18 protein-coding genes are annotated in these 19068 nt (G+C 64.4%); 1 reads left to right on the forward strand and 17 read right to left on the reverse strand.

Going from position 1 to position 19068, the window contains the following annotated elements; all coding sequences use genetic code 11:
• Nucleotides 1-28: 28 nt before the first annotated feature.
• The 17 genes from ACT9T4_RS19575 to ACT9T4_RS19655 all read right to left on the reverse strand — a co-directional run bounded on the left by ACT9T4_RS19575 (nucleotide 29) and on the right by ACT9T4_RS19655 (nucleotide 18223).
• Nucleotides 29-1633 carry a Tad domain-containing protein gene (locus ACT9T4_RS19575; RefSeq protein WP_499118556.1) on the reverse strand — a complete coding sequence of 535 codons (1605 nt, stop codon included), beginning with the start codon at nucleotides 1631-1633 and terminating at the stop codon, nucleotides 29-31.
• 248 nt (nucleotides 1634-1881) lie between these two features.
• Nucleotides 1882-2337: a YbaN family protein gene (locus ACT9T4_RS19580; RefSeq protein ID WP_042551921.1), complete on the reverse strand. Its 456-nt coding sequence runs from the start codon at nucleotides 2335-2337 to the stop codon at nucleotides 1882-1884.
• A 90-nt stretch (nucleotides 2338-2427) separates the two neighbouring features.
• Nucleotides 2428-3015 (reverse strand): TadE/TadG family type IV pilus assembly protein, encoded by a 588-nt coding sequence (locus ACT9T4_RS19585; RefSeq protein WP_042551920.1) that lies wholly within the window; start codon nucleotides 3013-3015, stop codon nucleotides 2428-2430.
• The gene (locus tag ACT9T4_RS19590; RefSeq protein ID WP_042551919.1) at nucleotides 3012-3521 is read right to left on the reverse strand and encodes a TadE/TadG family type IV pilus assembly protein; all 510 of its coding nucleotides are present in this window, start codon (nucleotides 3519-3521) and stop codon (nucleotides 3012-3014) included. Before ACT9T4_RS19590 ends, ACT9T4_RS19585 begins: the two co-directional genes overlap by 4 nt.
• Before the next feature lie 4 nt (nucleotides 3522-3525).
• Nucleotides 3526-4377, reverse strand: a complete 852-nt coding sequence (locus tag ACT9T4_RS19595; protein ID WP_499118558.1) for a tetratricopeptide repeat protein — start codon at nucleotides 4375-4377, stop codon at nucleotides 3526-3528.
• Nucleotides 4378-4390: 13 nt separating this feature from the next.
• Nucleotides 4391-5362, reverse strand: coding sequence for a type II secretion system F family protein (locus tag ACT9T4_RS19600; protein WP_499118560.1), 972 nt, complete (start codon nucleotides 5360-5362; stop codon nucleotides 4391-4393).
• The gene (locus tag ACT9T4_RS19605) at nucleotides 5359-6348 is read right to left on the reverse strand and encodes a type II secretion system F family protein (protein ID WP_042551916.1); all 990 of its coding nucleotides are present in this window, start codon (nucleotides 6346-6348) and stop codon (nucleotides 5359-5361) included. The genes ACT9T4_RS19600 and ACT9T4_RS19605 overlap by 4 nt, the downstream gene beginning before the upstream one ends.
• A complete protein-coding gene (locus tag ACT9T4_RS19610; protein WP_499118562.1) occupies nucleotides 6348-7715 on the reverse strand; it encodes a TadA family conjugal transfer-associated ATPase in 1368 nt (455 codons plus the stop codon). The genes ACT9T4_RS19605 and ACT9T4_RS19610 overlap by 1 nt, the downstream gene beginning before the upstream one ends.
• A gap of 13 nt (nucleotides 7716-7728) precedes the next feature.
• Entirely contained in the window at nucleotides 7729-8955 is a 1227-nt protein-coding gene (locus ACT9T4_RS19615; RefSeq protein WP_499118564.1) for a CpaE/TadZ family protein, read from the reverse strand.
• Nucleotides 8956-8987: 32 nt separating this feature from the next.
• Complete coding sequence (locus ACT9T4_RS19620) at nucleotides 8988-9641, reverse strand: CpaD family pilus assembly lipoprotein (RefSeq protein ID WP_499118566.1); 654 nt, start codon at nucleotides 9639-9641, stop codon at nucleotides 8988-8990.
• 11 nt (nucleotides 9642-9652) lie between these two features.
• Entirely contained in the window at nucleotides 9653-11206 is a 1554-nt protein-coding gene (locus tag ACT9T4_RS19625; RefSeq protein WP_499118568.1) for a type II and III secretion system protein family protein, read from the reverse strand.
• A 23-nt stretch (nucleotides 11207-11229) separates the two neighbouring features.
• The gene (gene cpaB / locus ACT9T4_RS19630; RefSeq protein ID WP_042551912.1) at nucleotides 11230-12150 is read right to left on the reverse strand and encodes a Flp pilus assembly protein CpaB; all 921 of its coding nucleotides are present in this window, start codon (nucleotides 12148-12150) and stop codon (nucleotides 11230-11232) included.
• A 15-nt stretch (nucleotides 12151-12165) separates the two neighbouring features.
• On the reverse strand, nucleotides 12166-12729 hold the full coding sequence (locus ACT9T4_RS19635; RefSeq protein ID WP_042551911.1) for an A24 family peptidase: 564 nt from the start codon (nucleotides 12727-12729) through the stop codon (nucleotides 12166-12168).
• A gap of 21 nt (nucleotides 12730-12750) precedes the next feature.
• On the reverse strand, nucleotides 12751-12951 hold the full coding sequence (locus ACT9T4_RS19640; RefSeq protein WP_042551910.1) for a Flp family type IVb pilin: 201 nt from the start codon (nucleotides 12949-12951) through the stop codon (nucleotides 12751-12753).
• A gap of 125 nt (nucleotides 12952-13076) precedes the next feature.
• Complete coding sequence (locus tag ACT9T4_RS19645) at nucleotides 13077-14510, reverse strand: sensor histidine kinase (protein WP_179538741.1); 1434 nt, start codon at nucleotides 14508-14510, stop codon at nucleotides 13077-13079.
• Complete coding sequence (locus ACT9T4_RS19650) at nucleotides 14497-15162, reverse strand: response regulator transcription factor (RefSeq protein ID WP_042551909.1); 666 nt, start codon at nucleotides 15160-15162, stop codon at nucleotides 14497-14499. Before ACT9T4_RS19650 ends, ACT9T4_RS19645 begins: the two co-directional genes overlap by 14 nt.
• A 298-nt stretch (nucleotides 15163-15460) precedes the next feature.
• Complete coding sequence (locus ACT9T4_RS19655) at nucleotides 15461-18223, reverse strand: response regulator (protein ID WP_042551908.1); 2763 nt, start codon at nucleotides 18221-18223, stop codon at nucleotides 15461-15463.
• 134 nt (nucleotides 18224-18357) lie between these two features.
• Between ACT9T4_RS19655 and ACT9T4_RS19660 the strand changes: the two genes are divergently transcribed.
• Nucleotides 18358-19068, forward strand: coding sequence for a response regulator transcription factor (locus ACT9T4_RS19660; protein ID WP_042551907.1), 711 nt, complete (start codon nucleotides 18358-18360; stop codon nucleotides 19066-19068).

Here is a 19068-nt window from a genome sequence, read left to right on the forward strand (position 1 = left end):
AAATGAAAGAGTGGGATGAGAGTCGGGGCTACTCGACCAGCCGGACGTAGGAGCCTTGCCTGCGTATCTCTTCGAGAATCTTGTCGAGGCGATCCTGTATGCCGCCTTCGGCGGTCGTGAAGTCGAAGCCGGGCAGGTAGGTGATGTCGCCCGCCTGTTCGGCGCAGCGGGCCAGGCCGGGGCCGGCAAGGCGGCGGAACTCGGAGGCGCCGTTGATCAGCGTGCCTTCGGCGCCCAGGTCGTTGTTCTCGATTTCGTCCTGGCCGATCGCGATCATGAAGAAGCGCAGCTTGCGTTGGCGAAAGCTGTCGCACAGCCGGGCGAAGCGCTGTGTTCTCAAACTCTGGTTTTCGCCGTCAGTGCCAGCCTCGCCATCGATGGCCTGGGCCGTCTCGGCGTTGTAGGAATCGCTGTCGAACCAGCGCTGGCCGGTGGTGTTGACCAGCATGACGATGGCCTTGTAACTGTCGCCGCCATCGTCCTTGAAGTCCTTGGGCAGCTCGTCCGGCAGATCCCAACCGCTGCTGCCCCGGAAGGCTGGAGCCAGCGCCATGGCGCTCCAGCCCATGGCAATGGCGTAATTGACATTGAAACGCGTGGACATCTGATCGAGGCGCTCTTCGATCTTGTCGAGGTCATTGCTCAGTGGCAGCAGGGGGGCCGAGGGGCAGCCTTTGTCGGCGACCATCCAGCGGGTATCGTTGGTGCCGGTGGCTTGGCCATCCAGCGGCGGAGGGCCGATCCAGCTGATTGGCGTGGCGCCGGGGCTGCCGTTTTCTGGCAGGTCATCGCGATAGTAGATACGGAATTGTCCAATGGGCGCGCGATCCCAGAAGTAGTTCTGCCCACGGCCCAGGCCGCGGTACATGCACAGCAGATTGGCGCGGCGATCCGGAATGCGGCGATCCTGCAGACCCGCGTAGCCAGTGCGGAACAGTGTGGTCAGTTCCACCGGGCGCAGGGCGCCGGTCATTGCCCAACCGTTCAGGCGTCGCGCATGGTTGGCGCTGGGGCCAGGTGGGGTTCGTGACGTCGGGTTGGTGTAATCCGGCGAGACGTTGACCGCCTGGCTGTAAGGCACCAGTGCCAGCCAGGCATCGTCGCGCCCCTCTACCAGCTTTCGGGCGAAGCGCATGCTCTGGCGACGCAGTACGCGCAGATTGCTTTCGTTTTCCGAGCCCGTGTTGGGTAAGGCTAGCGCGACCTCAAGGCCGCTGGGTTGCACCTCGACGGTGGAGTGCACGCGGATCTCTTCCACCTCGCCACCGAGCAGTTCCGGACTGGCCTCGAAGACCACCTCGACTCTGTAGCGCGTGCGTTGCTGGTCATCGGTTTGCTGGCTCAGCACGATGGCCTCGCTGCTGATCTGTTCGCCCAGAGCGCTGTCCATGCCGAGGTTGTTGAGTACGTAGCCCTCGGCCAGCAGCTGCAGCTTTTCCAGGGGTTGCTCACCATTGAGCAGACGCTCGTTACCCACCGCCATCGCCGCAGCATCGGTCGCGCGTTTGATCTGGCTGGCGCTGTTGGTCATGCGGCTGGTGTCCAGCGCATAGGCGGTGGCCAGCAGCGCGCCGCCGATGGCCAGCACCATGAAGGGCGCGACGCTGCCACGCTGCTGCGTGCGGCGCATCATGGGCGGCGATCCTCACGCAGAGTGCAGCTGAGGATGAGAGGGCAGTTGAGGCAGAGGTGGGCGGCTGTCATGGAGGGTAGGCGAGCGATCCGTGGGCGATGCTGGTGGGAGGTGCCAGAATGGGTATAAAGATAAGAATAATTCCCAATATCAGGCAATCGCCGCTTCATTAAGAATGCTTAATGAGCGCTGTGCAGTGGGACTGCAGGCCCGTGCGTCAGGAGGTCGTTCGAAGGTGATGCAGGGGCTCAGTGGCTTTCCAGCTCTGCGTGAACGACCTGCTGCGGGCGTTGTGGCTCCGTACGTGACCACAGCCACAGTGCCCCGCATGACATGCCGCCACCGGCAGTCAGCAGTAGCCATAGCGGCGGTTGATGCCAGAGCAGCACGGCCAGGCACAGCAGCATGCTCAGGCTCGCTGCCCATTTGGTTCTACGTGCCACCACCCCGACCTGCCAGTCGCGCAGCAGGGCGCCGAACAGGCGGTGTTGCAGCAGCCAGCGATGCAGTCGAGGCGAGCCCTTGGCAGACGCCCAGGCGGCCAGCAGCACGAACTCGGTGGCTGGCAGGCCGGGGAGGAGTACGCCGAGAATCGCACAGCTCAGGCTTAGGTAAGCGAGCAGCAGATAGGCCATGCGTTTGATGCGACTCATCGGCGGCTGCCGGCTGGCGTCGGAAGCATCCCGGGAGGTGTTGGCGGTCATGGCGAGAATCCGTTCTGGAGAGCGCGCAGTTAAAGAGACGTGCCGCTGGCCATCAAGTTAAGAGGGCTTCATGTTTGCGGTGGGGGCGTCTCAGTCCTGATAATCCACGCCGACTTCCTCGCTCAGCAGCCGGTCCAGTGCGACTTCGCTGTAGACCATTCGCCCAAAGGCGATGGCCTGCATGTCCTTGTCCAGCAGCAGGCCATTGCTCAGTGCCAGGTTGTCACTGTTGCGACAGAGCTGCACGACCAGTATCGACGCGCTGCTGGCCGCGGTCTCTTCGCTTTCTGCCGCTGTCCGTTCTATCTCCTCGGGGAGTTCGCCCGTGTAGCGCTCGCCTTCCGAGTTCTCGGCGCACAGCCCTTCGAGATTGCCCCGTCGCAGTGGGCGCCAGGTCATGCTGCGGTCGAGGTTCACCTTGCTGATCAACAGTTCGTAATCGCCCAGGATATCCGGCGCAGCGACCTGATCGATAAGTGCCTGCAGGCCGTCCTGATCAAGACGGTTCTGCATGGCCAGCGTGCTGGCGATGCCATGGGCCGATTGTTCGAGGTGGGCGCGAGCCAGGTTGATGTTGTACAGATCGCCGATCAACAGGGCTGCGCCGATCAGCAATGGCAGGCTCAGGGCGCCTTCGACCAGGGCATTGCCGCGCTGACGCTTGAGGCTGTTGCTCATCGTTCTTGCTGCTCCGCTTCACGCTCGCTGGTCAGGTTACCCAGCAGTTGGCGGTACTGATATTGAAAGGCGTCACCCAGGCCGAACAGGGCCGGCAGTGGGGTGATGAAATGCTGGGTCATATCGACGGTGACGCTCAGTACTTGGGGCGAAGCGTCCCCATCATCGAGCTCGGCATTGGGCTGGCCGCCGCCGAACTGGCGCAGGTTGTCGAAGGCCAGCAGCTCGACCTGCAGGTCGCTCTGGTCGAGCAGGCCATAGGAGCCTTCCACCAGGCGGGTCTCGATGGCCTCCTGAAGGGTTTCCGGGCTCTGCTGGTAGAAGGCGCGATCCTGGCGGAAATCCTGTAGCGAGCGCTCCAGCGCCAGGCTGCCGACGCCGATCATCAGCGCGATGCGCGCCAGTTCGAAGATCATCATCACACCGAACAGCAGGACCGGCAGGATCAGCGCGGTCTCCACGGCGGTGACGCCATCCTGCTCGCGCAGCAACGCCTTGGCATTCATGGCTTCAGTCCTGCTCCTTGAGTGACAGAGGCTGCTGACTGGCGGCCAGCAGTTCGCTTGCCAGCGGCGCGCCACCCTGAATGCGTTCGCGGGCGGCGCGGAAGCCGTCGAGAATCCGCGTGGCGTATTCCTCTTCCAGATTGTCGAGCAGGACCCGTTTCGCGGTGTCGTCATGGCCGGAAATCACATAGGCCAGGGCGAGGTTGAGCTGCAGTGAAATATCGCCTTGGCCGCGTGCGCCGTTGAGCAGGCCAATGGCCCGGCTGCTGTCGCCATTGGCCAGCCAGGACAGTGCCAGATTATTCAGCGCCGGGCTGTAGCCAGGGGCGTTTTGCAGGGCCAGTTCGAATTGTTGGCGCGCCTGATCGTTCTGGCCTTGCAGGTTCATCGCCACGCCCAGGCCGTTAAGGGCCGTGGCATCGTTGGGGCTGGCCTCCAGGGCGCAACGGAAGTCCCGTTCTGCCTGGGTGGCCTGACCCAGTGCCAGGCGTGCGCGCCCCGTGCCGTTGCACAGCGCCAGACGCTGCTCGTTCGGCAAGCGGCTGCTGTCGCTGGCGAGCGCCAGCTGAGCGCGCAGGTACAAGGCCAGGGCTTCCTGCGCAGGTCGCACGGCACTGGCGACGCTGGCGTATTCGAGCAGGTAGCTGCCATCGAGCTGGCCGCGTTCGTCCATGCGCGCATAGACCGCGTGAGCCGCCTGCAGGCGGCCATTGTCACGCAGGGTGTGGGCGAGATGCAGGGCTTCCCTGGCTTCCTTGCCCAGTGCGGGATTGGCGTTCGGCAAGCCGATGCTGGCGCAGCCGCTGAGTGCCAGGACCAGCAGGGCAGGCAGCAGAAGAGGGCGGATCAGGTGCATGGCAGGTCTCGATTCATTGGCTGAGCAGGCGGACGATGCGCACCATGGCCGGTGCACCCATCATCGCCACGATGGGGGGAAGGATCAGGGTCATCAACGGAACGCTGAGTTGGGCAGGCAGCTTGCCGGCGCGCTCTTCGAGCGTGAGGATCAAGGTCTTGCGGCTTTCCTCGGAAATGGTGCGCAGCGCCTGAGACAGCGGCGTGCCGTAGCGTTCGGCCTGGATCAGGGTCGCCACCATGCTCTCGATACCTTTGGCACCCGTGCGTTCGGCGAGATTGAGCAAGGCGCGCGGGCGATCGCTGAGGATCTGCAGCTCGGCATAGGTGTAGCGCAGCTCGTCGGCCAGCTCCGGGGCCGAGAGGGTCAGCTCCTTGGAGACCACCTGCAGCACACGGCCGAGGGGCAGACCGGCTTCGGCACAGATCACCATCAGATCGAGGCCGTCCGGCAGGCTGCGTTCCAGGCGTTCGCCGCGCTGAGCGCTGCGCAGCTTGAGCCAGACTTCCGGCAGGGTGGTACCGACGAACAGCGCGATCAGACCGCCTGCCAGGCCGTTGAGGCCCAGCCGCGAACCAGGTTCGAGCACACCGAACAGCACGATACCGGCCAGCAGCAGACCCAGTGCATATTTGCCGGCCAGCAGCAGGCCCAGCGCTTCGCGGTTGCGCAGGCCGGCCATGGATAGCAGCCGCCGCAGTTTCTGGCGATCCTGGTCGGTGCCGGCGAGCGTTTCACCCACGCGCGCCACCGGCAGCAACAAGGCCTGCAGGCGTGGCGGCAGTTGCATGCCCTGCTGGCGCAAGATGTCGTTGACTTGAGCCGCTCCCAGAGCAGGGCTGCTCCGCTGGCTGCCGGGCAACAGCCGTTCACGCAGTGCCGCCGGTCTCGAACGCTGGTGCAGGGCGATCAGCAGCAGGCCGATGCCAGCGAGCAGAATGGCCAGGGCGACGCTGGTCAGCGGGTCATCGGGCCAGTTGGTCATGACACCCTCCGAACCATCAGTTGGGTGATCGTCAGACCCAGGGCGACGCTACCGAAGGCGTAGAAGAGCACGATATTGCCGGTCGGGTCGTTGAGCAGGAAGTGAAAGTCCTTCGGCGAATTGAGGTACATGTAGCCCAGCGCGAAGGGCACCAGTGAGGCGACGATCTTTGCCGATGCACGTGCCTCGGAGGTCTTGGCCTGGATCTTCAGGTGCAGTTCCTGGCGGTCGCGCAAAGTGGCGGAGAGGCGGTCGAGGGTTTCTCCAAGACGGCCACCGGCTTCCTGGTTGATGATCAGGATCACCGCGAAGAACCGATACTCGTTGAGCGGAATGCGCCGTGCCGAATCCTGCATGGCCTGGCGCAACGGCACGCCGAGGCGCAGCCAGTTGTCGATCAGGGCGAATTCCAGGGCCAGGGGGCCTGTGAGGTTTGGTCCGACCAGCGCGAAGGCATTGCTGACCGGCACCCCGGCACGGGCGGTACGGGTCACCGCGTCGATGGCTTCCGGCAGGCTCATCTTCAGTTCGTGCAGGTGCTTGGCCATGCCGCTGCGGTACCCCAGCAGGGCCAGTACGGCGAAGGCGAACAGGCCCAGCAGCAGGCTGCCGAGCACGGGGAAGGGCGTTTCGCGGCCGAGCAGCACGCCGATCATCAAGCTGGCGAATGCGGTCAGGGTCACGCGCATGCCGAGGTTCTTCTGCCAGCCCAGCACGCTGAGGCCGAGCCAGATACGGGCGATATGCGGGCCGAGCAGGGGCAGGTCGGCGAATGGCGTGCGCTCCATGTCGCGCAGAATGCCGTCTACCGTCGGCAGGCTGCTGTCCTGACGAGCCTGGCCGTCCAGCGTCGCCTTGAGCTTCAACAGGCGCAGGTGCACGGCCTTGTCGCCCTGACCGCGTCGGGACAGGCTGCGGGCCGCGAGCACGGCGAGAATCACGGCGACGAATACCAGCAGGGTCAGCAGGTCGAGTACGGCGTCCATCAGTGCTGGCCTTCGAACAGGTGTGCGTGGGTGCCGTAGAACTGCGGGCGCTGCCCGCTGGCCACGTACTGCCCGACCAGGCGCCCCTGGGCATCGATGCTGCTGGTCTTGAAGGCGAACAATTCCTGAGTCTGGATCACGTCGTTTTCCATGCCGCACACCTCGGTGATGGAGACGATCCGTCGACCGCCGTCACGCATGCGTTCGACCTGCACGATCAGGTTCACGGCACTGGCGATCTGCCGGCGAATGGCCTCCAGAGGGAGCTGCATGCTGGCCATCATCACCATGTTTTCCATACGCATGATGGCGTCGCGTGGGGTGTTGGCGTGCACCGTGCAGAGCGAACCGTCGTGGCCGGTGTTCATTGCCTGCAGCATGTCGAAGCTCTCACCGCCGCGCACCTCGCCGAGAATGATGCGGTCCGGGCGCATGCGCAGGGCGTTGCGTACCAGATCGCGCTGGTCGACCTTGCCGGTGCCTTCGGCGCTGACCGGGCGGGTCTCCAGGCGCACCACGTGAATCTGTTGCAGCTGCAGTTCCGCGGCGTCTTCGATGGTGATGATGCGGTCATCGAAGCTGATCTTCTGCGACAGGGCGTTGAGCAGCGTGGTCTTGCCCGCGCCGGTGCCGCCAGACACGATGATGTTGAGCTTGGCGACCATCGCCCGGCGCAACACCTCGACCATCTCCATGGACAGCGCGCCGCGTTCGGCGAGGATCTCCAGCGACATGTTGCGCCGCATGAACTTGCGGATCGAAATGGTCGTGCCGTCGATCGCCAGTGGGTAGGTGATGACGTTGACCCGGCTGCCGTCGGCCAGGCGCGCATCGACCATCGGATGGCTTTCGTCGATGCGCCTGCCCACGGCGGCAGCGATGCGTTGGGCGGTATTGAAGACGTGTTCCTCGTCGACGAAAGTGATCGACGACAGTTCCAGTTTGCCGAAGCGCTCGACGAACACCTGGCCGGCGCCGTTGACCAGAATATCGTTCACCGAGTCGTCGGCCAGCAGCGGCTCGATGGGCCCGATACCGACCATCTCGTTGAGCATTTCCTCGCCGATGGCTTCCTCTTCCTGGCGCGACAGCTGCAGGCGATTGTCGTCGCAGATGCGGCGGATCATCGACTCGATCTGCCCGCGCAACTTGTCGCGCCCCATGGCCGCCGCCTTGAGGGGGTCGATCTGGTCGTAGAGGTAGCCGCGAATCAGCCTGCGATTCTGTGCTCCGAGGCTATCGGTGGGGCGTGCCTGTGCAGTGCGCTGCACGCTGGTGGCGCGCACGTCCTGGGTTGCTTCGGGGGTCGCTTGCGGCGCAGTGGTCTTGCGCGCTTCGCGGCTGCGGGTGGGATGGCGGATAAGCATCGACGGTATCCTCTCAGGCCGCAGGGCGCTGACGGTTCAAGACCTGGCGCAGGCGTGCCAGCAGGCTGCCCGAGACGCTGGCAGCGCGTTTCGGTGAATGACCGGTGGCGAGGTCGGCCAGGTCCAGCAGCGCATCCTTGAACCCGGCTGCATCGTCCAGCCTCAGTGGCCCGCTCAGCAGGCTGCCGGCCAGAGCGCCAGCAGCATGGGGCAGCAGCAGGTCGATGGGGCGCTCGATGAACGCCTCGAACTGCTCTCGCTCGACGACCGCCGAGGCATGGCCGCGTGCGGCGTTGGCGACCACCAGCAATTGCTGGCCGTCGCTCTCGTCACCGATTTCGCGCAGCAGGCGATGCAGGTTGCGAGCGTCCTGTACGCTCAGGTCGGTGATCACGATGCGCGTCTGGGCGTGGGCCAGCACATCGAGGCTGCCTGGCGGCTGACTGGCCGGCAGATCCCAGATCACCTGGTTGAACAGACGGCAGAGATTGCCGCCGAGGTTCAGCAGGTGTTCGCGGTCGAGCGCGGCATCGGCACGCAGCACGGGGGTCTGGGCCAACAGGTGCAGGCGCTCGTTGATTTGTCCCATGGCCCGTTGCAGCAGGCGGGTGTCGATCTCGCTGCTGGACAGCGCGCCGGCCAGGCCGGCCTCGCCGTCATAGCCGAGCAGCAGATTCTGATCGCCGTTGCTGCGGTCGAAGTCGACGATCGCAGTGGCCGTGTGGCGTTGTTGCGACAACAGCAAGCCGAGGCCGGCGGCCACCGTGCTGGTGCCGCAGCCGCCGGATGCGCCGGTGACGGCGATGGTACGACCACTGCGCACACCATGCGGGTCACTGTGGCCGAGGGTACGGGCGCGGTTCAGGGTCGCGGCGAGCAGATCCAGCGGCACCGGCTTGACCAGGTAATCGAACACGCCGCCGTGCAGCAGGCTGCGGTACAGGTCGACGTCCTGCTTGCTGCCCAGGGCGACGATATGGCAGGCGGGGTCGCAGACTTCGGCCAGTTCGGCCAGTGACTGCAGGGGCAGCGGATCGTCATCCAGATCGACGACGAGAAGCTCCGGTGACGGGTTGCCGCGACTCCAGGCGATGGCGGCGGCCAGGCCTCCGGTACGCGCCTGTTCGGCGCCGAGGCCGAGGCGGGCGAGGCGTTCGCCGTAATGCCCGGCCTGTTCGCTGTCGACGGCGAACAGCATGAGATTCGCCGTGGCTTGGCTTTGGATCGAGGTGTCGTTCATGTCGCGATTCTCTCTGCGCCGGGCCCGGGGGCTCAGTCTTCCTGGAAGTCGATGTCGAGCAGTTCACGGATATCGTCGTCGTGGTAACGGCCAACCGCATTCACGGCAGCCATGCCGTCGCCGGCATCCAGCGCCTGAGGACGCATCAGGTCACGTGGGTCCGAGACCATGCGGGCGAGGTTGGCGCGGGTGGCGCAGCCCAGCGGGCCAACGGCCTCGTAGGGTTTGACCGTCCAGGCTTTCTGGTTGGCGATGCTGCAGTCCGGCACTGTCACGACCAGGGCTTCGGAGACCACCTGCAGATCCCAGTCACCACCATTGGCCGCTTCCAGGCGCGACGGCATGACGATCACCTGCTGCGCGGGCGCGCCCTGTTCGCGCAGTACGCTGGCCAGCCGCTGAGCCAGGCGCTCGCCGCTCGGGGTATAGGGCTGCAGGGTCAGCGTCTGCTGTGACAGCCGGCCCTGGGCGCGCAGGAGGGTGTTGAGGTTGTCCAGTGACTCGGCCGTGAAGCTGCCGTTGCCACTGGCCTGCAGTGAGGCGACCAGCGCGGAGGGGGCGACGCTGGCCTGTGGCGCGGTTTCGTACGGGGCCAGGCGTTGTTCGCGCAGTTGGTTGATGTGCCGGTCACAGCCGGAGACCAGCAGTGAAACTGCCAGCAGCGGCAGCAGCGATCGAATGGGCATGGTAACGCTCCTCAGAACAGATAGCCGGCGGTGGCCTGGGCAGGTAGCTGGGCATCCAGCGCACGAATGCCGCGGCCAGGTGTTTGCAGATCGCCGGGAGCGGTGGGCTCTACCACATAGGCGGTGGCGATGATCACCAGTTCGGTGTCTTCCTGGGTGTTGGTTTCGGTCTCGAACAGGCGGCCGAGGCCGGGAATGCTCTTCAGCCCGGGAACGCCATTGATCTGTTGCGCGAGGTTGCTGCGCAGCATGCCGGCGAGGGCGAAACTCTGGCCGCTGGCCAGTTCCACCGTGGTATCGGCGCGGCGCACCTTGAAGGCCGGGATGGTGAAACCGTCCAGCTCCACCGCGCCGTCGTTGGACAGGTCGCTGACCTCGGGTGCCACGTGCAGGCTGATGCGTTTGGGCGACAGCAGGGTTGGCGTCATGCGCATGATCACGCCGTACTGTTTGTAATCGATGTTCACGCTGTTGTTGACGAAGGTCACGATCGGCACCTCGCCACCGGCAGCGAAACCGGCGGTTTCGCCGGACATCGCGGTCAGGTTCGGCTCGGCCAGCACCGTAGCCAGGCCGTCTTCGGAAAGAGCGGTGAGCAGGCCGGCCACGGTGGTCGAGCCGTTGCGGTGGAAGCCGCCGGCCACCGCGTTGGTGGCCGTGCCGCCGCTGAAGGCGCCAGTGGTCGCGTCGAACAGCGACGCGCCGTTGCGCAGGAAGTAGTTGCCGTCTTTCAGCGCGACGTCCCAGTTCAGCCCCAGCGAAGTGCTCAGGCTGCGAGAGACTTCGACGATGCGCACGCTGATGTTGACCTGGGCGGAGAGCTCGACCTTTAGCTGGTTGATCACTCTGGGTGCGGGTGTCTGCCCCTGCTGACCGCCCTGCGGTGCGCGGGCATTGCCGCCCGCGCTGCTGGATGCTGCGCCGAGGTTGGCCTCCACGCTGCCCATCACCTGCTTGGCCTGCTGCGGGGTACGTACGCTGCCGCGTACGATCAGACTGCTGCCGGACGGCAGAAACTCGACCTTGGCGCCGGGAATCTCGTGGGCGATCTGGTCGCCCAGGCGGCCCAGTGCTGCCATATCCTGGCTGGCTACCAGGCGGATGGCGGAAATCACTTCATCGTTGCCATCCAGCGCGTAGAGCGTGGTGGTACCGGGGGCCTTGGCGAACACGAAGACGCTACCCGGCGTCGGCACCTGATAGCTGGCGATTTCGGGGTTGGCCACCATCACGGTGGCGGCGGCGCGTGGCAGTTGCAGCAGGCGGCCCTGGTTGAGCATCAGTTGCACGGTTTCGGTTTCGTCGACCTGCACAAGTTGCTTGCGCACCGGGCGTGGAGCAGGTTTTGGCGTGGGGCTTGCCGCCTCGGCGGGGCTGGCCATGCCATTCTGCGCGTAGTACTCGCGGGCGAACTGCAGATCCAGATCCGGGTTGTAATCGGCCGGCTCTGCAACCGGCAGATCGAGTTCTTCCTGTGTTTGCGCTTGTGCGAACCCGGAGGCGAGACTGCCGGCGGCGAGCAAACAGGTCAGGGACAGGGCGAGAGGGGTATACGCGAACTTCATTCTCGGTATCTCGGTTGGCCGGCTCACCGGGAGCCAAATTGCACGGCGGTGGCTGCATCGCCACGGAAGGTCTGCACGTTCGGTGTAGAGGTTTGCGCCGACGCCTTGTAGACGCTGGTGGTTTGGGCCAGCGTGGTGACCCGGTCAGTGCCTGGCTTGGCCTGACCGTCGCTGGCTTCCAGGCTGCTGCGCAGAACCAGTTGCAAGGTGCCGATCTGGCTGGCCAGGGCCAGGCGTTCGGCATACACGGGCGGGACTTCCAGGGTGACGATTTCCGGGTAGGAGTCAGGGTAGGCGTCCGGGCCCTTTTTCTGAGCCTTGGCGTCCGCCGCCGGCATCGGCTGCAGCGGGCTGCGCACGCGGTTGTTGATCGACAGCACGCGCACGTCCTGCAGCAGGGTCTGTGCTGCCAGGCGCGGCGTCTGCTGAGCGTCGCCCTGGGCTTGTTCCTGATCGCGCTGCAGGTTGACCAGCACATCGACGCGGTCGCCCAGGCTGAGCATGCTGTACAGGCTGGCACTGTTGCTGGTCGGTACGGCGATGGCACGCATCCCTGGCTTGACCACGGTCGCGATGAAGCCGGGTTCGTTGGCCTTGACCACCAGGTTGCTGGTCAGCGCGGCACCGGCGGCAATCGGCTGGCGCACGCTGGCACCGGTCAGCAGGCGGCTTTCTTCACCCCCCTCGACGAAATACAGGCGATCGTCATGGGCCGTATCGCTGGCTTGCCAGCGCAGCGCCGACGGGTCGATGAAATCCCCTGGGCGCAGGTCACGGCTGGCGACCAGAATTGCCGGGTGGCTGGGCTTGGGCTGCTCCACGGGCTTGCTCTCGACCACTTGTGGAGGGGGCGGTGGTGGGGTGAGCAGTACGCGAGCCAGCAGCGCAGCGCTACCGGCAACCAGCAGGGTGCCGGCCAGAAGAAGGACGGAAGGGGTTTTCATGGTTGAACCGTGCACTCAGTAGTGAATGGGGCCTAACAGCGTGTAGAGGGCACCCGCCGCGATAGCCAGGCCGTACGGGATTCCGGCAGGCCTGTCGTCGGTCAGTACCGTTGGCGTAGGTATCTGCAGGGATGGACAGTTGGCGCCGAGACGTTGCCAGGCCTGCGCCAGTGCGGTCTCCAGCGTCGCGAGCAAGGGCAGGGCCAGTGCCAACAGGCCACCGGCCAATGCGGTGACGATGAGGAAGGTCACTTGATTGCCCTGTCCCATCCACAGGCAGATGACTGCCATCAGCTTGACGTCCCCCGCACCGACTCGACCGAGACAGAACAGGCCGTAGCCCACCAGCATCACCAGCGTGGCACCCAGCAGGTTGCGGGCGATGCGCTCCAGCAGTTCGCCGCCGCTCAGGTCGCCCCAGGGGCCGAAACCGAACGGCGCGCAGACCGGCAATATCAGCCACAGTGCCAGCAACACCAGAATCAGCAGGTTGTGTATGCGCCGGTAGAGCAGGTCCGAGGCGCAGACGAAAGCCAGCGCCGGCAGCAGGACCAAAAGGCTGAAGGTATCCGTGTCCATGGGGTGCTCCAGCCTGGATGCTTACTTGCTGCTGCCGGGATTGTTGGTATTGGTGATCTGGTCGGCGATCGACGAGAAACGCTCCTTGAGAGCGGTGACGAACACACCGTCCGAGCCGAAGATCACGCCAATGGCTGCGGCCATGGCGGCGGCGAGAATGCCGTATTCGATGGCGGTCACACCGCTTTCATCGGCCAGGAATTTCTTCAGTTGGTTGGCCATGGGCACAACTCCTTGGATGCATTTGGAGGGTGATTAATAGAGAGTGATATTAGGATTCATTATCAATTGAGCTTCAAGCGGCGCTTCATTAAGAATGCTTAAGGAAGGTTGCCGGGCGGCTGCAATCAGGCGATCGAGGCGTGTTTCGCGGGGTCTGTCACTGCGTTGTCGGGCAGCGGTCTGGCGGCGGCCTTGAGACGTAATATGGCGCGCAGGCCGGGCTTGTTGTCTTCCAGAAGCAGTTCTCCGCCGTGCAGCTCGGCGATCGCCTTGGTCAAGGTCAGGCCCAGGCCATTGCCGGGAATATCCGCGTTGAGGTGCAGGCGCTGGAAGCGCTCGATGGCCTTGCCGTTGAGCTCTGGCGCGATGCCGGGTCCGCTGTCGGCCACGCTCAGGTGCGCCCAACCGGCCTGGCCATAGGCGCTGAGCGTGATGGGCCGGCCGGCCGGGGCGTACTTGAGGGCGTTATCGATCAGGTTGGCCAGCGCCTGGAACAGCAGGGCCTGGTCGCCATACAACAGCAAGTCGTTGTGCCTGATCTTCAGTTCGCAGCCGCGCTCCTCTGCCAGAGGCAGGTAGTAGTCACAGATGTCTTCGAGCAACTGGCGTGCCCCGAGTGAGCTGAACTGGTGGGCGCAGCGGCCGGTCTCCACCTCGGCCACCCGCATGACCGCACGGAACAGGTTCTGTATGCGTTCGCTGTCCTGCACGGCGCGTAACAGCTCTTCGCGCGGCTCGCCTTCGAGGGTCTCGGCGACATTCAGCAGGCGGTTCTGCAGGCGGGTAAGCGGTGTGCGCAGTTCGTGGGCGATATGGCTGGTGATGTTCTGCACCTCGTCCATCAGCCGGTTGATGCGCAGCAGGGCGTGGTTGATCTCTTCGCCGAGCTGATCGAACTCGTCGCCGCGATGGTCGTAGGGCACTTTCACGCTGTGGTCGCCACCGGCATAGAGCACCAGGGCATCGCGAATACGGTTGATGCGATACAGGTTACGCAGGCTGAACGGCAGGCTGATGATCAGGATCGAGAGCAGAATGATCAGCAGGCCGGCACCAGCCATCAGCGGGATGATGCGTGTGCGCTCGAGCATGGGACGCAGGTCGTAGGCGCTGAAATACTGACCGCCGTCGTTTAGCGGGACCACCAGACCGAGCATTTCACTGGGGTTGCCCTGAGCGTCCAGTAACTCCGCATGGCGCCAGTTGGTTTCGCAGGGGGCAGGGCAGTCGCTGGGAAACAGATGGGCATCGCCGTACAGCGCTGTGCCTTGACTGTCGAGCACGATGGAGTGGCGGTCCTTGCGTATCTCCATTGGCTGACGGTAGCGCAGTGCCGAGGCGACCTGAGGTGCGTTGGCCAGGCGGCCGTGCATCTGCTGGGTGCGGATGTCGAGCAGAATCATGTCGCGAACATGGTTGCGCATGATGATTTCGAGCAGGTGGTTGCTGAGGATGATGGAGGCCAGGGCAACCAGCAGGCAGATGAAAGCCACCGTCGTGGCCTGGCGGAAACTGCTGGTATTGAGTAGTTGATGCAGGCGGTTGTTAGCCAAGTACATAGCCGATCGCCCTGATGGTGCGGAGCAAGGCGGGCTTGAAGTCCTTGTCGATCTTGTTGCGCAATTTCGACAGATGCACGTCGATCAGGTTGGTCTGCGGATCGAAGTGATAGCCCCAGACCTTTTCCAGCAGCATGCTGCGCGTCACCGTCTGGCCACGGTTCTCGGCCAGGACCTGGAGCAGCTTGAATTCCTTGTCGGTGAGGTCGATGCGCTGTCCCGAACGCGAGACCTCGCGGCGGCCCAGGTCGATGCGCAGGTCTTCGATGTGCAGGCTGTCGCCCGCTTGTGCCTGCGGTCGGCGGCGGATCAGCAGCTCGAGACGCAGCAGCAGTTCGGTGAAGTCGAAGGGTTTGCCCAGGTAATCGTCGGCACCGGCGCGCAGGCCTTCGATACGATCCGAGGTCTGGTCGTTGGCCGAGAGAATCAGGATCGGTGGATGGCTGCGACCGTTCAGGCGGGTCAGCACTTCGATGCCGTCCATCTTCGGCAGGATGCGGTCGAGCACCACCACATCGAAGGCCTCGGTCTGGATGATCTGCAGTGCACCTTCGCCATTGTCGACCATTTTGCAGTTATGGCCGGATGCGTGAAGTTTGCTGCTGATCCAGCGGCTGACGGCTACATCGTCTTCGACTACGAGCACACGCATGAACTGTTCCTCGCCCCGACTCCTTCTTCGCGAGCGCCTTTTTAACAGGCCGGACGAGGAGGCAGGAGTTAAGAATTCTTAATTTTAGTGTTAATGATTCTCATTATGCAGCAAATCTGAACTAAGTTGATAGAGTTTTGTCATGCGCGCTCAATTGGTGTATGAGCGCTGCATGCGGTTGGGGGGGGGCTGCCGCCAGCGCCAGGCCGGCGAGGCGAAGGGCTGCATCAGGCCTGGTAAGGGCCTTGCGGAACACCTGCAGTGGTGTTCCGCCGTTCACATTGGTGGCTGGCCAGGCTCATTCCTGAGTCGGTGCCTGATCGAAACGAGCCTGCTGCTCGAGGCGCTCGATGGCTTGCTCCAGCTCATCGAGCCCGCTGCTGCGAATGGGCTGATCCTGCTTGAGCTGGGTCTCGCTGTTCTGGCAGGCGGCGCGCAGTTGCGGTACGCCGCAGTATCGAGTGGCGCCATGCAAGCGATGGATGCGCTCGATCAGCGCATTGCGGTCGCCGTCGGCTCGGGCCTGACGGATGGCCTGGAGGTCGCCTGGCAGCCCGGCCAGCAGCATGCTCAGCATGTCGGCGGCCAGGTCGGCCTTGCCAGCGGCCAGGCGCAGGCCTTCCTCGTTGTCGAGTACCGCGGTGGGCGGTGCAGCGATATCCGCGGGGGCATGGTCCTGGTTGGCGCCCTGCAGCGACAGGCCTGTCCACTTGAGCACGACCTGTGCCAGTTGCCGCTCGCTGATCGGCTTGGTGAGGTAGTCGTCCATACCGCTCTGCAGCAGGGTGCGTTTCTCGTTGGCCAGGGCATGGGCGGTCAGCGCGACGATGGGCATCGGCGAACGAGCGCTGTCCTGTTCCCACTGGCGAATCGCTTCGGTGGTCTGGCGCCCATCCATACCCGGCATCTGCACGTCCATGAGCACCAGGTCGAAATCCTCTTCGCGGGTGATGGCCAGGGCATCGAAGCCGCTGCTGGCGACCGTGACCACGGCGCCCATGTCGTCGAGCAGGGTCTGTACCAGCAGCAGGTTGGCGGCGTTGTCGTCGACGCAGAGGATGGCGGGCGAGCGCGTGGCGCTGCGGGGTGCCTGCTGGCGGATCTGCTTGGGCACCAGCAGGTCGGTCAGTGCGCGTTGCAGCCTGCGCGTACACGCGGGCTTGGCCTGCAACTGGCTGTGCCAGTCGGGCACGCAGTCCTGATACTGCGTCTGCTCGGTGGTAGGGCACAGCACCACGCTCTTGCAGGTCAGGTGCTCGAGGTCCCAGACGTACTTGCTCAGCTGATCCGGCGGCAGATAGCTGGCCGTGACACCGAATACCGCGCAGTTGAATGGCTGTGCAGAACGACTGGCGGTGCTCACGGCTTCGCAAAGGCTTTCCGGGTCGCTGAATACGCTGACCTGCAAGCCGCAGTCTTCCAGTTGATGCTGCAGCGCCTGCCGGGCCAGTTCGTGGGCTTCCAGCACGGCAGCTCGGCGTCCGGTGAGCGCGCGCGGTTGATCTTCCGCGTCACTGCGCGCCTTGGGCAGGCTGAGGCTGACCCAGAACTCGGAGCCTTCGCCGGGGGTGCTGTCCACGCCGATTTCCCCACCCATCTGCTCGATCAGACGCTTGGAGATCACCAGACCGAGCCCGGTACCGCCGGCCTGGCGCGAGATGGAGTTGTCCGCCTGGCTGAAGGCCTGGAACAGCGCACGCAGGTCTTCTTCGGCGAGGCCGATGCCGGTGTCGCGCACGCTGATGCGCAGTTGCGCGCGGTCGGCCGTCTCTTCCTCGAGCATGGCACGAATGACGATGCTGCCTTCACGGGTGAACTTGATCGCGTTGCTGACCAGGTTGGTGAGCACCTGCTTGAGGCGCAGCGGGTCGCCGGACAGCGACACCGGGGTGTCACGGTAGATCAGCGAGAGCAGTTCCAGCTGCTTTTCGTGAGCGGCGGGGGCGAGGATGGTCAGGGTGTCCTGGAGCAGGTCGCGCAGGTTGAACGGGATGTTCTCGAGCACCAGTTTGCCGGCCTCGATCTTGGAGAAGTCGAGCACCTCGTTGATGATGCCCAGCAGGCTGTCGGCGGACTTTTCGATGGTGCTCAGGTAGTCCTGCTGGCGCGGGCTCAGCTCGCTCTTCTGCAGCAGGTTGGTGAAACCGAGTATGCCGTTGAGCGGGGTGCGGATCTCGTGGCTCATGTTGGCCAGGAACTCCGACTTGATGCGGCTCGCCTCCAGGGCTTCCTTGCGGGCGAAGTCCAGTTCGATGTTCTGGATCTCGATGGTTTCCAGATTCTGTCGCAGGTCTTCGGTGACCTGATCGATGCTGTGCTGCATTTCCTCCTGGGCATTCTGCAGGGACTCGGCCATGCGATTGATGCCCGAGGCGAGTTCGTCCAGCTCGTGGCTGCCCAATGGCGGCAGTCGGGTTTCCAGATGGCCGTCCTTGAGCAGGGCGACGCCATTCTTGATGCGCAGCAGGGGGTCGTTGATGCTGCGGCTCATGCGCAGCGCCAGCAAACCGGTGATGATCAGCCCGGTGACCACCAGCAGCAGGCTGGTGAGCAGGCTGCGATAGCCGCTGAGCAACGTGTTGTGATGCGACAGTTCCAGCTCCACCCAGCCGATCGGGTCGCTGCCCGGGCTGGACTCTTCGCCGCTGAGGGTCAGGTGCTGGGCCATCACCGGCAGCAGAAAGCGGGTCGCGTCCTGGCTGCTTTGCTGGGCGACGTCCACGGTGTCGCTGTCGATGGTGGGCCGCTCGTTGAGCATGCTGGGGCCGGCGTGGGCCAGACGTTCGTTCTGCGTGGCGAGAAAGCTCACCGCGCGCACGTCCGGTTGTTCCAGGGCTTCGGTGGCGATGCGCTGCAACAGCGATTTGTCGCTGTGCAGCAGTGCGGGCGCAGCCAGAGGCGCCAACTGCTCGGCGATCATGTGCCCGCGCTGCAGCAGTTGCGCCTGCAGCCCGGAGAGTTGCATCCAGATGAAATAGCCACCCAGCACCAGCGCCAGCAGGCTGGTAGGCAGCAGGGTAAGCATCAGTACCCGGCCCTTGATGCCGATATCCTTGAACACGCGACGTCCCCTTTCCACGATGCCAGGCAGTGTAGCGATTCCGCCGTGCAGACGCTTGCCTGGCGTTCGACTGCTTACCGGGTATGCCGCTAGTAGGTAGAATCGTTCACATTTGCTTTCAGAGCGCTCTCGTCATGATGTCCTCAGCCACCCACGCCATCCGGATTCTCGCGGTCGAAGATGACCCGGCTCTCGCCTCCCACCTGCAGGCTCATCTGCAGGGCTGCGGTTTCGAGGTTACCGTCAGCCGCGACGGTAGCGAGGGGTTGCGCCTGGCTCAGGAGCAGGATTTCGACCTGATCCTGATGGACATTCTGCTGCCCGGCAGCAACGGCCTGGATGTGTTGCAGCGCCTTCGCGAGCGGCGCCATGTGCCGGTGATCCTGATGTCTGCGCTGGGCGCCGAGCAGGATCGCATCGCCGGGTTCAGCAAGGGGGCTGACGACTACCTGCCCAAGCCATTCAGCCTCGGCGAACTCAGCGTGCGTATCGAGGCGATCCTGCGTCGGGTGGCCTACGAGCGGCGTGAGCAGCCGCCGCCCTTGCAGGAGGGCGCGCTGAAATATGACGAAGACCGTTCCGATGTCTGCCACGACGGTCACTGGGCGTTGCTGACACCTACCGAGTACCGTCTGCTGGAAACCTTCTCCCGGCATGCCGAGGAGGTGCTCAGCAAGGCCTTCCTTTATCAGCATGTGCTGCACCGCGGTTATGCCCAGCATGACCGTAGCCTGGACATGCACGTCAGCAACGTGCGCCGCAAACTCAAGCAGATCGGTTACACCGGCATGCGCCTGGAGTCGGTCTGGGGCAAAGGCTACGTGCTGACCGGTCGGGAATCCTGA

The organism is Pseudomonas sp. SZ40, assembly GCF_052958135.1.

Bases quoted from the DNA above. Each gene is read 5' to 3' on its own strand.
- ACT9T4_RS19590 (WP_042551919.1), bottom strand. From the start codon at position 3,521: ATGAATGCCAAGGCGTTGCTGCGCGAGCAGGATGGCGTCACCGCCGTG.
- ACT9T4_RS19645 (WP_179538741.1), bottom strand. From the start codon at position 14,510: ATGTACTTGGCTAACAACCGCCTGCATCAACTACTCAATACCAGCAGT.
- ACT9T4_RS19595 (WP_499118558.1), bottom strand. From the start codon at position 4,377: ATGCACCTGATCCGCCCTCTTCTGCTGCCTGCCCTGCTGGTCCTGGCA.
- ACT9T4_RS19650 (WP_042551909.1), bottom strand. From the start codon at position 15,162: ATGCGTGTGCTCGTAGTCGAAGACGATGTAGCCGTCAGCCGCTGGATC.
- ACT9T4_RS19580 (WP_042551921.1), bottom strand. From the start codon at position 2,337: ATGACCGCCAACACCTCCCGGGATGCTTCCGACGCCAGCCGGCAGCCG.
- ACT9T4_RS19585 (WP_042551920.1), bottom strand. From the start codon at position 3,015: ATGAGCAACAGCCTCAAGCGTCAGCGCGGCAATGCCCTGGTCGAAGGC.
- ACT9T4_RS19635 (WP_042551911.1), bottom strand. From the start codon at position 12,729: ATGGACACGGATACCTTCAGCCTTTTGGTCCTGCTGCCGGCGCTGGCT.
- ACT9T4_RS19575 (WP_499118556.1), bottom strand. From the start codon at position 1,633: ATGATGCGCCGCACGCAGCAGCGTGGCAGCGTCGCGCCCTTCATGGTG.
- ACT9T4_RS19615 (WP_499118564.1), bottom strand. From the start codon at position 8,955: ATGAACGACACCTCGATCCAAAGCCAAGCCACGGCGAATCTCATGCTG.
- ACT9T4_RS19625 (WP_499118568.1), bottom strand. From the start codon at position 11,206: ATGAAGTTCGCGTATACCCCTCTCGCCCTGTCCCTGACCTGTTTGCTC.
- ACT9T4_RS19600 (WP_499118560.1), bottom strand. From the start codon at position 5,362: ATGACCAACTGGCCCGATGACCCGCTGACCAGCGTCGCCCTGGCCATT.
- ACT9T4_RS19610 (WP_499118562.1), bottom strand. From the start codon at position 7,715: ATGCTTATCCGCCATCCCACCCGCAGCCGCGAAGCGCGCAAGACCACT.
- ACT9T4_RS19605 (WP_042551916.1), bottom strand. From the start codon at position 6,348: ATGGACGCCGTACTCGACCTGCTGACCCTGCTGGTATTCGTCGCCGTG.
- ACT9T4_RS19620 (WP_499118566.1), bottom strand. From the start codon at position 9,641: ATGCCCATTCGATCGCTGCTGCCGCTGCTGGCAGTTTCACTGCTGGTC.
- ACT9T4_RS19660 (WP_042551907.1), top strand. From the start codon at position 18,358: ATGATGTCCTCAGCCACCCACGCCATCCGGATTCTCGCGGTCGAAGAT.
- ACT9T4_RS19640 (WP_042551910.1), bottom strand. From the start codon at position 12,951: ATGGCCAACCAACTGAAGAAATTCCTGGCCGATGAAAGCGGTGTGACC.
- cpaB (WP_042551912.1), bottom strand. From the start codon at position 12,150: ATGAAAACCCCTTCCGTCCTTCTTCTGGCCGGCACCCTGCTGGTTGCC.